Origin of the sequence: Pseudonocardia zijingensis (assembly GCF_042657305.1) — a bacterium.
Classification (GTDB): Bacteria; Actinomycetota; Actinomycetes; order Mycobacteriales; family Pseudonocardiaceae; genus Pseudonocardia; species Pseudonocardia zijingensis.
Genome location: NZ_JBHSKO010000020.1, coordinates 85,217 through 96,602, shown reverse-complemented (window position 1 = coordinate 96,602; position 11,386 = coordinate 85,217). Strand labels below are relative to the sequence as shown.

Genomic DNA, 11,386 nt, shown 5'->3' with positions numbered 1-11,386 from the left:
GCCTCGTCCAGATCTGAACCGGGCACGGAAGTATGTCGATTATATCCCCCGCGCAGCAGATCGCAGGAATCTCTCCGGGACGTTTTGCGAGATACGCCCGATACTGTCCTGGAGGGTCTGTCGATTGTTGCTGGTAACACGGTTGAAAGATCAACCCGTTCGGCAGCCCGCGATGGTCAGGCGATGGCGGTGATGTCGCCGTCGTCGAAGTAGATGGCTTGGTGGAGTCGGCCGCCCAGCGCGGTGGCGTAGCGGGCCAGGACCTCCTGTCCGGAGATCTTTCCGCGTTCGATCTGCGACACGCGGCCCTTACTGACGCCCATGCGGTCGGCGACCTGCTGCTGAGTTAGGCCTCGGGTGCGGCGGATCTCGGCGAGGCGGTGCCCGATGACCTCGGCCAGCAGTTCCCGCTTGCCGGCCTCGACCGCGGCTTCCCCGCCCGCGCGGGCGACGTGTTCGGCGCGGATGTCGTTCCAGGCCACGTGGCTGGTCATCGCTGTTCCTCCTCCTGTGTCCGCTCCTTGAGGTAGCGCTCGTAGCGTTGTTCGGCCAGTGGGATCGCTTCGCGGTACCACTGCGTCCAGCGGCCGGCCTTGTCGCCGGCGACCAGCAGGATGCTGTCGCGCCACGGGTCGAAGGCGAACAGGATCCGTACCGTTCCTGGTCGTAGTTCTTTGAGGTTGGCGATCGTCGAGCCGTGGATCGTGTCGACCAGCGGTCGACCGAGGCCGGGTCCGACGTCGGCCAGGGTGTCGATGGCCTGCACGACCCTGGTGTGCGTTGTGGCGTCGAGGGAGTCGATCCAGTCGCGTACCTCGTTGACGACGTAGACCTGCCACTGCCCGGGCACCACGGCGGCGAGTGTACCGATCGCTAAACCTGGCGGCCAGTGGCTGATCCGGCCCGGCGGGGCGTGGCGGCGTCCTGGTCGGCTCTGCGCTGTCAGTTATGAGTGGGCGAGGGGGTGTGGGTGTCCGGTCATGGCGGCCAGCGCGGTCGCAACGGCTTGAAGGTCGGCCTTGATGTAGGTGGTCGTGGCGGGGCCGACGCTGTTGGTGTGGCCGGCGTAGGCGCGGGCGATGCCGTAGCCGTAGTGGCGTTCGACCCAGGTCAGGGTGGTGTGGCGCAGCCAGTGGGTCGAGATCCCCTGCGCCGCGACCCACGGCAGTTGTTGGCCGAGGCGTTTCCAGAGGTGGTCGTAGCGGCGGCTGGACAGGGCGCGGCCGTCGCGATAGCGCAGCAACGGGTCGGTGGACAGGACAGCATCGCGACCAGCGGCGTGCTCGGCCAAGCTCTTCGCGAGCGCAGGGCTGACTGGTTGCCACCGGACGGTGCTGCCTTTCTCCCGGAGCTGGATCAGGCAGTGCTCGGTATCGAGATCGCAGAGCCGTAGGGCGAGGGCGCCGCCGCGGCGGCAGGCGGTCTCGGTATGCAGTCGCAGTAGCAGCGCGTCGAGGATGACGTCGTTGCCGCTGGTGCGGGCGGCGATGTTGATCTCGTCGAGCTCGTGGGCGGTCAATGCTCGCCGGGTGCTGGGGAGTCTGCGGGGTTTGTTGACGCGGTGGGCGGGGCTGGCGCCGGGGGCGATGAGGTTGTCGGCGATGGCGCGGGTGTAGATGGCGCGGGCGGCGGCGATGACGTGTTCGCCGGCGTGGCGTCCGTGGCGGCTGTTGCGTCGTGACCGTGCTGTGGCGGCTGCGGCATGTTGGAGGGCTTCGATGTCGCTGGCGGTGATCTGGTCGAGCTGGCGGTCACCCCACGCTGCGAGCATCTTGCGCCAGTAGTTGCCGTAGGTGCGGTTGGCGCCGGGGCCGGCCGCGGCGATGACGTGGGGCAGGTACTCGGCGAGCGTCGGCACGCTCGCGGCCTGATCGGGTGGGGTGGTGTTGGCGTGGTTCAGGTCGTCGAGGGTGACGCCGAGCTGGTCCAGCAGCAGGCGTGCGGTGGCGATCCGTTCCGGGTCAGCGCTCATGGGGCCCGCCCAGTTGGTCTGCGTAGTGGGTGGCCAGGAGCCGGGCCACGACCTTCTCCGGATGGATGACAACGGTCTGTTCGGGAACCGAGGCGGCGAGCACGACGGGTAGGCCGGGGTTGATGCCGCACATGTTGCGCGCGGCTGCCGGTAGATGGAGCGCGCCGCGGTGGTCCAGAACGTGTGGGCCGGTCGAGCTTGGCCGTACGACGATCAGTCCGTGGATCACGTCCAGGGCGAGCTGCTGTCCGGGCAGCCAGCTCAGTGCCTGGAGTAGTCGGCGTTCATGGAACCGGCCGGAGCGGTCGATGCGGGCCATCCCCAGGAGCAGGTCGTCAGTGCTGGATGTGGGAAGGGTCGTGGGGAGCGTCGGCAGCGGGGCGGGGGAGTGTGGTGCTGGCTCGACGTGGACGTCCGGTAGCAGAGCTGCGATCAGCTGTTCCTGGACGGCCGGTGGTGGCTTGCAGGTGTGCCTCATCGCAGCATCGTCCGCGACGGATCAGACCCTGTGCCTGGTCGTGGCCTGTGTTTGCGCTGGTCAGGCGTGCGGCGTGGTGTTCGGCTCGCCCGCCTCGCCGTCAGCGGGATGGTGAAACTCCACCAGAACTGGTGTCCGAGGGGGGATGCGCACTAACCACACGCCTCGTGCTCGGCTGATCTCCAGGTTCGATTGGGCCGGAGGGGGCACCGTGCCAGGTCATCCATCCTCACGACGGCGTCCGGCATCAGATCAGGCACCAAGTGCAGTGCCACCCGGTTCCGGCTCGCGTGATCGTTGGCGCAACTCATTGTTCGGCGGCGGGCCAGGATGTCGTCGAGCACCGCGATATCGGCTTGATCGGCCGGATCGAGACCGAGCAGTATCGGCAAGTCGTCGAACTCGAAAGCGCGGCAGTTCTTCACGCCCGGCCCGTTTCGACCGTTGCCCGTCGGCCCCGGGAGCGTCGGATGCGGCGGTCGTGACGGCGCCGCAAGCGACCCTCCAGCTTGCCGACCGCGTCGTCGAGCACCGCGGGGAGATCCACTCCGACGGCTTCGGCGCGGACGGCCGGACCCCTGCCATGGCTGGTGATCACAACCTGCTGGGCCGACTTCGCCTGGCGCGGATTCGGCTCGTGATTCAGCCTCGACGTCGTAGCGGACGACATCGTGATCCAAGTGATCGAGTCTGCTCAGTTTCGCGGCGACCAACGATCGGTAGCGGTCGGGCCCGGCGATGTGGTGGCCTGTGATGACGATCTCGACTGCCGCGTCCATCTCGGCCTTCCTGAGGTTGTTGAGCTCGAGTTCATCCGACCGCTGTGTTCGAACGTTCTCGACGGTGTCACCCTACTCCTGTTCCCGGACGTCACCGCGGGAGTTCCGGTGATCGCGAGCAGGTCGAAGGAGCGAGGACTCCGAGGGCCAGCGACGACACACCCGAAACCGAGTGGGGTGAGCACGTCACCGACGTGGAGTATTCGGTCGGCCGCGATGGTTCATGGGGTTCTGGCCGGGCACCGGAAGTGCTTACGCCTCATGCCGAGCCTTGCCATCGGGGGGTCGCGGCGAGGACTATTGACCTCCTCGAGTGCCTCCAGATCGGGGTGGCACTTCGATGACTCCACTACGCGCACCCACCATGGCGCGCGGCGACCGGCGGGGCGCTCGACGACGATCAGGGAAGGCCTGCGAACCCGACGAGCGCCGGGAAAGCCGCACGGAGCGCCGCGGTCGCCGTATCGCTTCCCGCAGCGCTGCGACTGACTCCAGGCCCGAGCGTTCTGCCCCCGCCCGGCCCACCGTGCAGCGCCGCCGAGCCGCGTCACCCGGATCCGCGCAGCGGGCCCAAGCCGGCGGAGCGTGCCCCGAGACGGGGCCGGCACACGTTTCCGAGAGACCGAGAGCGCGCCCACGATCGCTCACCCAGGAGGAATAGTGCGATGACCAGTTCCCAGGAGCAACTCAGCGAGCTGACGCGCCGGACCCAAGAGGGCTTCAGGAATCTGTGGCAGCAGTGGGCCGAGAAGAGCAGCGAGCTGATGAAGGGGATGACGAGCCGGACGCATGCGGCAGCGCCCCCCGCGGGTTCCTCGAAGGAGGTCCTTGACGCGGTGTTCGACTTCGCCGAGCACCTGATCGCCCAGCAGCGCATCTTCGCCAAGCAGATGCTGGCCGCGGCCGCCAAGGCCCAACAGCCCGCCCCGCCGGCGACCGAAGCCCCGGTGTCCGCGCCGTCGCCCCCGGGCACCGCGAGCGCCGGCCCGGTAGGCCCTGGCCAGAGCAGCAGTCCGGAGGCCGACCGCCCCGGCGCCGGCCCGATGGGCCCTGGCCACCGGCCTCGGTTGACGTGTGCGGAGCCGTCAGCGGGTACGCCACGGGCGAGCACGACGAGGGAGACGCGATGGCGACCACCGAACGACCTCCGCCTGCGCCTCCAGCGGGTCCGGCCGCTGCCGCTCGGCCTCCGCGCTCCCGATCGGAAGGGCAATCTCGGCCCGAACCGCTCGACGACGTCGGAGCGTTCGTCCCGCGGACACTGCGGATCAGCGCTGCGCTGGGCTGGCGACTGCTCGTCGTCGTCGCCGCGCTGGCCGTGATCGGCATGATCGTGGCCTATCTGGCGGCGATCGTCGTCCCCGTCGCGATCGCCCTGCTGCTCGCCGCACTGCTGTCCCCAGCCGTCGGCTGGCTCACCCGGCACCACGTACCCCGGGGCCTCGCGACCGCACTGGTGATGATCGGCGGCCTCGCCGGACTCGGCGGCGTACGCACCTTCGTGATCATCACCTTCATCCGGGGCCTCCCCGAGCTGGGCAATCAGCTCTCCACCAACATCGACACTGTCGTGACCTGGCTGACCACGGGTCCCCTGCAACTCAGTGACCAGCAGCTGCGCGCCGTCCAGGACGAGATGCTGGCAACACTGAGCGCCAACCAGTCGTCCATCACCCTCGGGGCGCTCACCACCGCAGCGACGATCGGGGAGATGGTCACCGAGCTCCTGCTCGTGGTGTTCACCCTCATCTTCTTCCTGCACGGCGGGCAGGGCATCTGGCAATTCCTCCTGAACGCGGCGCCGGCCGAAGTCCGCACACGGCTGGACGTGGCCGGACGCCGTGGCCTGGCCGCGCTCGTGAGCTACATCCGGGCGACCGCGGTCGTGGCAGTCGTCGACGCCGTCGCCATCGGGAACGGGCTGGCCGTGCTCGGCATACCGCTGGCCGTCCCGCTGGCCGCGCTGGTCTTCCTCGGCGCGTTCGTACCGATCATCGGTGCCGTGGTCACCGGTGGCGTCGCCGTACTCATCGCCCTCGTAGCCCAGGGGCCCGTATCAGCCTTGATCGTGTTGGCCATCATCGTCGGGATCATGCAGCTCGAGGGCCACGTCCTGCAGCCCCTGCTGCTCGGCCGGGCCGTGAAGCTCCACCCACTCGCCGTGATCCTCGCCATCGCAGCAGGACTGCTCACCGCCGACATCGCCGGAGCGCTGCTCGCCGTGCCGCTGCTCGCCGTGCTGAACTCCGGGATCCGCTCACTGCGCAGCGACGCCGACCGGCACACCCGCCCACAGGACGTGCACACCAGCGAACCCGAGGCCACCGGCCCCGACGAACCCGGTGTCGACCGGCAGCCGGAGCTCGCCTCCTGACCACCCGCTGCCGATAGCGGGCCTCAGGACCGGCTACCCGACGCGGCGCAGAGGACAGTTCGCGCATGGCTCAGAGTGGCGGCGTGCCCCAGGTCGACCGAGCTCTCGCAACCGTGGTTGGAGCGATCAACGACCTGACCGAGATCCAGGACGACGGCCCTGGTGTCGTACTCACCCTGGGTGGCTTGGTCGTCAGCGGGACGGTCATCCCGGACTGGCAGTGGTTCGACGAGGTGGAGCACGCGGCTCGCGCCGCTTTCGTCGTGCACACCGGCGGTTCCATCGACGACGAGCACGGTGGTTGGGCGAGCCTGTTCGAGGGCGTCGCCGAGTCACTCGTGCAGGCCCGCAACGAGCGCCGATTCGCGCGGGAGGCAACAGCCCGCCTCTCCGCCCGTTACCAGCACCTCGTCGCCCAAGAGGACCGCACGACCTACATCCACCTCCGCGATGCGCGCGTGATCGCTGCTGGTGTCAGTCCGCTGCCGGTTGCGGGGATGTACTGGCGCGGCCGGATGTCGGAGGTCTCGGGATGGTCCTTCGGCCATCTCGGCGCCGAACCGCCGCCTGCGGCAGGCCAGTGCACCGTTTGAGCCTCGACGGACGATCTCTCCACGATGGAGCCAGGGCCGGCGCCGACGAGTAGCGTCAGCGGCCATGGCCGACCAGAGTCTCAGCGAGCAAGCCCGCGAGGCTGTCCTCAAGGCGATCATCAAGTCTGCTCCGACGGTGGGCAACAGCCCGGCAGGAATTCGCGACCTCGCCGAGGCGTACGCCCTCCTGGAGCGAGAGCTGCACCCCGTTGCCGGGGTCGTGAAGAACAAGACCTAGTAGTACTTTGTTAGGTGTGTCGCTACCGCTGATCCGGCTCATCGTGTGATCTTGTTCTGAGTCGTGACGCCGGAGGAGATGGACCAGGTCAGGCCGCGCCTGGAGGCGTTCGCCGCGGAGATGTTCGGCGGGTTCGCGCGGTCGGACCAGCGTGCCAAGGGTGAGCTGTATCTGCGCGGGGTGTTGCTGGATGGCAAGCGCAAGTCGATGCAGCCCATGGCAGAGCGGCTCGGTGTGGATCATCAGCAGTTGTAGCAGTTCGTCACTTCCTCGACCTGGGATCACGTCGAGGTTCGGAAACGGCTGGCCCGGTGGGCCGATGGGTTCATCGATCCCGAGGCCTACGTCGTCGACGACAGCGGCTTTCCGAAGGACGGGTCCGATTCGCCCGGTGTGGCGCGCATGTACTCGGGGACCCTGGGCAAGGTCGGGAACTGTCAGATCGGGGTCAGTGTGCACGCGGTCACCGACTGGGCCTCGGCGGCGATCGACTGGCAGTTGTTCATGCCGGCCTCCTGGGACGAGTCCACCGCCACCGACGCCGACATCGCTGCCGAGATCATTCGGCGCCGGAATCGGTGCAAGATCCCCAACGACGTGCGCCATCGGGAGAAGTGGCGGCTGGCCCTGGACATGATCGACCGCATCCTGGGCGAGGAACGCGACGGCGGGTGGGGCCTGCCCGCGCGGACTGTCGTCGCCGACGCCGGCTACGGCGACACCACCGAGTTCCGCCTGGGCTTGGCCGAGCGTGGGCTGGGCTACGTCGTCGCGGTCAAGCCCACCACCAGCGCCTACCCGGTCGACGCCGTCTCGACCGCACCGCCCTATACCGGCCGCGGCCGGCCCCCGACGCCGCGCTACCGCGAGGACCCGACCAACCTCGCCGGACTCGCCCGCGCCGCCGGCCGCGACGCGCTGCGCCGCATCACCTGGCGACACGGATCGCGCAAGAATGCGCACAACCCGACGGCCGCGATGCGATCGAGGTTCATGGCGCTACGCGTCCGCCCGGCCAACCGCGACATCCCCCGCGGCCCCGACGGCAGCCTCCCCGAGTGCTGGCTGATCGCAGAATGGCCTCCCGGTGAACCCGAACCCACCGACTACTGGCTGTCCAACCTGCCCGCCGACACCCCGCTGCGGACATTGGTCCGCCTGGCCAAGATCCGCTGGCGCATCGAGCACGACTACCGCGAACTCAAAGACGGCCTCGGGCTCGACCACTTCGAAGGCCGCAGCTACATCGGCTGGCATCGCCACGTCACCCTCACCGCACTCGCCCAGGCGTTCTGCACGCAACTGCGCTACGACCCAAAAGCCCCTGCGCCGGCCTGACCCTCTACGCCGTCATCCGCGAGCTCCAGACCCTGCTCAACGTCTGGACCGGCGCCTGCCGCACCTGCATACAACCCTTCGTCCCGGCACGACACCCGGTCCCGCTCGACACGTTGACAACGGCCTGAGGGTATGGGTCGGGTGCTCGCCGGCCAGGACGTCCAACAACACCGCGGCCGCGACCGATGCCGAGGCGCCGAATGCAAGGGACACCCGAACGGTTCCCGAGCTTGGTCCGATGGGTGTCATGTGCAGGACTCCCGGGCGTTCCCGGCTCCGGTCCGCCACTCGAGTCGAGGGGAAGCGGGGCACCCGCGAACCCGCATCGCTCCACCCTTCAGCCACGAACCTGCATCCGGCCCCGAGTATGCGTCCCTCGACCTGTGACGACGCTGAAGAGTTCCAGCAGAACGTCGCCAACCGTTCACCCTGTGCGAGAGCTGATCGGCGCACGCGAGACCGTCCTGCCCGTCCGCATGATGTTCATCGTGCGGCGAACGAGGCGCCGGTCCACGCGTTCCGCGCGGCATGCGCGGCCGCCGTGACACTCCTCGATGTGCGGACGGCCGGGGGAGCGGGGCGCGGCTCCCCCGACCGTTCGAGCGGACGGTGGTTCAGCCCGCCTGCAACATCTGCCGCATCTGGGCGATCTCGGCGTTCTGGGCGCTGATGATCTGCTGCGCGAGCTCCTTCGCCTGCGGGTTCACGCCCTCGGCGACCTCACGCTCCGAATCGCGGACCGCGCCCTCGTGGTGCGCGATCATCATCTCCAGGAACATCCTGTCGAACGCCGGGCCGCCGGCGCTCTGGAGTTCGTTCATCTGCTCCGGCGTCATCATGCCCGAGACATCTCCCATGCCGGAATGATCCATACCGCTCATTCCTGGCATCGCGGACATGTCGTCCTCGGCGGGCACATCGGCGCCCCACGCCTGCAGGAATCCGCTCAGCTGCTCGATCTCGGGGTCCTGCGCCGCCTGGATCTGCTCGGCGAGGAGCTTCACGTCGGGGGTCTCGGCGCGCTCGACGGCCATTCCGGCCATCGCCACGGCCTGGCGGTGGTGCGGGATCATCATCTGGGCGAAGCGGATGTCCGCCTCGTTGTGCTCGGCGCTGACCCCGGCCTGCGCCGACGCGCTCGGAGCCGCCGGAGCGGGCGCGCTGGCCGCGGTCGCACCGCCGCCGCAGGCCGAAAGGGCCAGTGACAGGGCGAGCGCGCCGCCGATGAGGTGGGCGCGGGACGTGCGAGTGGTGGACACGGAGTTTTCTCCTCTGCGTGAAAGGTCGGCAAGAGACGTGGCAACCCGGCCGGGACCGGGTGGCCGTCTCACAGCCGGAACACGCAGAGGGACAAGAAGATCGGCTTCGGTGGAGCGCGGGAACGTCGGTGCCCGACGCCGGGCGATCGCCTCGGATCCGGCGGGGAGACCCCGAGGTGGCCGCTCAGCGCGTGCAGCACGACGGCACCGAGCACGCTGACCAGCACGAACACGCAGGCGGCCATCAGCGCGTGGCCGTCGTCCCGGTCAGGAGCGCCCGCGAGTGGCGCCGTTGCCGTGGGCACATCGGCGTCGGGCCTCGCATGGTCTGGGCCGGACGGGCCGGTGTGCTCGACGGTCGCCGACACGCTCATCGGGTTGTGATGGGCGCCGCCAGGGTCAGTCACTGCGACGCCGTGCATGGCCACGAACCCGACCGCGGCGAGCGCGAGCAGCAGAAGGCGGGCCGCGCCCACGGCGAGGCCTCGCGTCACGACCGCCCACGGATCCACCGTCGCTCATGATGCCGGAACGGCCGGCACGGATGTCTCGGGGTCCACGCGATGGGGGCGCCGAGGCTGCGCCGTGGTCGCCTCCCGGATCACGATGTCGCTCGGCGGGCGCCCCCGGGTTGCCGCCACCCGGCGCGTGGCCGGGTGGCGGCGCGCATCATGCCGGCACCACGGTGTACCCCGGCCTCGGACGGTGTAGGTGCTGCTGGTCGTCCTGTGCGTTCCTCTCGTGTGGTGGATCACCCGTCGCCGGGCCCGGAGAAGATACCCCCTACGCCTATGTGGTACAACGAGTACCCCCGGGTGGTATCTGGGAGGAGGGGGTGGGACGCATGGTCGAACGGCAGCGAGTGGTCGTCATCGGGGCGGGCGCGGCGGGCAGTGCCGCCGCAACGGCGCTGAAGCAGGTTGCTCCCCAGCTGGACGTCGTCGTGGTGGGCGCCGAGGGTCGGCTGCCGTACAACCGGACGACGGTGAACAAGGGCCTGCTGACCGGGGCGGTGGGCGATCACGAGGTCGGGATGCCCGGCATCGACGACCTCGGCGTCAGCTGGCGGCTCGGTCAGCGGGTCCAGGCGGTCGACCCGTCCGCGCGGCTCGTCGAGCTCGCGGACGGAACCCGGGCGACCGCGGACGCGATCGTCCTGGCGACCGGGGCAAACCCACGGCCACTTCCGGCGGCGATCGATCCAGCGGCCGCGGACCGAGTCTTGACGATGCGCACCGCGTCCGACAGCTCGCGCCTGCGCGAGGCGCTCGCCACCCGCCGACCCTCCCGTGTGGTGATCGCCGGCGCCGGCCTCCTCGGTGCCGAGACCGCGGGTTCCCTCCACACGGTGGGGGTGACGGTCACCCTCGTCGATCCCGCGGTGCGGCCGCTGTCGCGGCACCTGGGCGCGACCGCGGCGGGCTGGGTGCACGACGAGCACCTGCCGCGGGCGTCGACCTGCGGACGGGTATCGCCGTCGCCGCGGTGGGTACCGCGGGCGACGCGGTCGCCGTGAGGTTGGAGGACGGCGACACGGTGCAGGCGGACCTCGTGGTTGCGAGCCTCGGCGTGACGCCGGCGGTCGCGTGGCTGCGCGACAGCGGAATCCCCGTCGCGGACGGCGTGCCGGTCGATGCGGGAATGCGGGTGCTCGACCGTCCCGGGTTCTACGCGGCGGGCGACCTCGCCGCCGTGCCCGGACCCGACGGCGCACCGATCCGGACGGAGCACTGGGGGAGCGCGCTGGCACAGGGGCGCGCGGCAGCGACCAGCGTGCTCGCCGACCTCGGCCTCGCCGTGCCGCCCGACGTGCCTCCGGCCGTCGAGCCGCCGGGCTACAGCACCTACGTCCACGGGACGAAGCTGACGATCGTCGGCTGGGCGCACGCCGCCGTCGACGAGGTCGTCGTCCACGGCGACGTGGGAGATCAGCGGTTCACGATCGCGTTGCTCGACAGCGAGGACCGCATCGTCGCCGCCGTCGGAGTCGGCGGCGCGCGGGTCGCGAACCGGCTGCGCGGGCTGATCGCGCAACGTGCCTGGATCGGCGAGGTCGACCGCGTGCTGGAGAGCGCGGCGTGACCCGGGCGAAGATCAGTCTCATCGGCGAGCGCCGGATCGGCCGGTGGGCCGTGGTGCTCAACCTCGTGATCGACATCGCCCGCTGCTGCGCGCGCGGCCGGCCGCGCTGACCCGGCTCGAGTCGCGCTGGTCGAAGCGCGCCGATCGTCCTGCTCGGCCGGGCTCGCGGGCCTGGGACGCGGCGAACCAGGCCTCGGGCATCGGAGGAGCGCCCACCCTCCGGGCGACAGCGGCGGGAAGGGCTTCACCCGATGGCGGCGCTGCGCCGAATAC

General features: G+C 69.9%; 13 protein-coding genes and 1 pseudogene. 7 read left to right on the top strand and 7 right to left on the bottom strand.

The window, feature by feature from the left end:
• Positions 1–176: 176 nt before the first annotated feature.
• The 5 genes from ACFPL3_RS30300 to ACFPL3_RS30280 form a co-directional block, all read right to left on the bottom strand.
• Positions 177–494, bottom strand: a complete 318-nt coding sequence (locus ACFPL3_RS30300) for a helix-turn-helix domain-containing protein (RefSeq protein WP_343938450.1) — start codon at positions 492–494, stop codon at positions 177–179.
• Entirely contained in the window at positions 491–853 is a 363-nt protein-coding gene (locus ACFPL3_RS30295) for a type II toxin-antitoxin system RelE/ParE family toxin (RefSeq protein ID WP_379589785.1), read from the bottom strand. Before ACFPL3_RS30295 ends, ACFPL3_RS30300 begins: the two co-directional genes overlap by 4 nt.
• A gap of 93 nt (positions 854–946) precedes the next feature.
• Complete coding sequence (locus ACFPL3_RS30290) at positions 947–1,972, bottom strand: tyrosine-type recombinase/integrase (RefSeq protein WP_343938452.1); 1,026 nt, start codon at positions 1,970–1,972, stop codon at positions 947–949.
• Positions 1,962–2,291: a hypothetical protein gene (locus ACFPL3_RS30285; protein ID WP_343938454.1), complete on the bottom strand. Its 330-nt coding sequence runs from the start codon at positions 2,289–2,291 to the stop codon at positions 1,962–1,964. The genes ACFPL3_RS30290 and ACFPL3_RS30285 overlap by 11 nt, the downstream gene beginning before the upstream one ends.
• Positions 2,292–2,871: 580 nt before the next feature.
• On the bottom strand, positions 2,872–3,120 hold the full coding sequence (locus ACFPL3_RS30280; RefSeq protein ID WP_343938456.1) for an HPF/RaiA family ribosome-associated protein: 249 nt from the start codon (positions 3,118–3,120) through the stop codon (positions 2,872–2,874).
• Positions 3,121–3,894: 774 nt separating this feature from the next.
• On the opposite strand from ACFPL3_RS30280, the gene ACFPL3_RS30275 reads away from it, so the two are divergent.
• From ACFPL3_RS30275 to ACFPL3_RS30255, 5 genes and pseudogenes are all read left to right on the top strand, one after another.
• Positions 3,895–4,551: a hypothetical protein gene (locus ACFPL3_RS30275; RefSeq protein ID WP_343938458.1), complete on the top strand. Its 657-nt coding sequence runs from the start codon at positions 3,895–3,897 to the stop codon at positions 4,549–4,551.
• Positions 4,552–4,556: 5 nt separating this feature from the next.
• Entirely contained in the window at positions 4,557–5,603 is a 1,047-nt protein-coding gene (locus tag ACFPL3_RS30270; protein ID WP_343938460.1) for an AI-2E family transporter, read from the top strand.
• Between the two features lie 83 nt (positions 5,604–5,686).
• Entirely contained in the window at positions 5,687–6,196 is a 510-nt protein-coding gene (locus tag ACFPL3_RS30265) for a hypothetical protein (protein ID WP_343938462.1), read from the top strand.
• Between the two features lie 64 nt (positions 6,197–6,260).
• Positions 6,261–6,434 carry a hypothetical protein gene (locus ACFPL3_RS30260; protein ID WP_343938464.1) on the top strand — a complete coding sequence of 58 codons (174 nt, stop codon included), beginning with the start codon at positions 6,261–6,263 and terminating at the stop codon, positions 6,432–6,434.
• A gap of 63 nt (positions 6,435–6,497) precedes the next feature.
• Positions 6,498–7,772: pseudogene (locus tag ACFPL3_RS30255) on the top strand (IS701 family transposase).
• Between the two features lie 614 nt (positions 7,773–8,386).
• Here the strand turns inward: ACFPL3_RS30255 and ACFPL3_RS30250 are convergent.
• A complete protein-coding gene (locus ACFPL3_RS30250) occupies positions 8,387–9,103 on the bottom strand; it encodes a DUF305 domain-containing protein (RefSeq protein WP_343938466.1) in 717 nt (238 codons plus the stop codon).
• Positions 9,100–9,507 carry a hypothetical protein gene (locus ACFPL3_RS30245; protein ID WP_343938468.1) on the bottom strand — a complete coding sequence of 136 codons (408 nt, stop codon included), beginning with the start codon at positions 9,505–9,507 and terminating at the stop codon, positions 9,100–9,102. The genes ACFPL3_RS30250 and ACFPL3_RS30245 overlap by 4 nt, the downstream gene beginning before the upstream one ends.
• A gap of 368 nt (positions 9,508–9,875) precedes the next feature.
• Here ACFPL3_RS30245 and ACFPL3_RS30240 point away from each other — a divergent pair, with 368 nt between their 5' ends.
• A complete protein-coding gene (locus ACFPL3_RS30240; protein WP_379589784.1) occupies positions 9,876–10,547 on the top strand; it encodes an FAD-dependent oxidoreductase in 672 nt (223 codons plus the stop codon).
• Positions 10,517–11,113, top strand: coding sequence for an FAD-dependent oxidoreductase (locus tag ACFPL3_RS30235; RefSeq protein WP_343938472.1), 597 nt, complete (start codon positions 10,517–10,519; stop codon positions 11,111–11,113). Before ACFPL3_RS30240 ends, ACFPL3_RS30235 begins: the two co-directional genes overlap by 31 nt.
• The last annotated feature ends 273 nt before the right edge of the window (positions 11,114–11,386 follow it).

Excerpts from the sequence above, each read along its gene's own strand:
- ACFPL3_RS30300 (WP_343938450.1), bottom strand. The coding sequence starts at position 494 with ATGACCAGCCACGTGGCCTGGAACGACATCCGCGCCGAACACGTCGCC.
- ACFPL3_RS30290 (WP_343938452.1), bottom strand. The coding sequence starts at position 1,972 with ATGAGCGCTGACCCGGAACGGATCGCCACCGCACGCCTGCTGCTGGAC.
- ACFPL3_RS30285 (WP_343938454.1), bottom strand. The coding sequence starts at position 2,291 with ATGGCCCGCATCGACCGCTCCGGCCGGTTCCATGAACGCCGACTACTC.
- ACFPL3_RS30280 (WP_343938456.1), bottom strand. The coding sequence starts at position 3,120 with ATGTCGTCCGCTACGACGTCGAGGCTGAATCACGAGCCGAATCCGCGC.
- ACFPL3_RS30275 (WP_343938458.1), top strand. The coding sequence starts at position 3,895 with ATGACCAGTTCCCAGGAGCAACTCAGCGAGCTGACGCGCCGGACCCAA.
- ACFPL3_RS30270 (WP_343938460.1), top strand. The coding sequence starts at position 4,557 with ATGATCGTGGCCTATCTGGCGGCGATCGTCGTCCCCGTCGCGATCGCC.
- ACFPL3_RS30260 (WP_343938464.1), top strand. The coding sequence starts at position 6,261 with ATGGCCGACCAGAGTCTCAGCGAGCAAGCCCGCGAGGCTGTCCTCAAG.
- ACFPL3_RS30240 (WP_379589784.1), top strand. The coding sequence starts at position 9,876 with ATGGTCGAACGGCAGCGAGTGGTCGTCATCGGGGCGGGCGCGGCGGGC.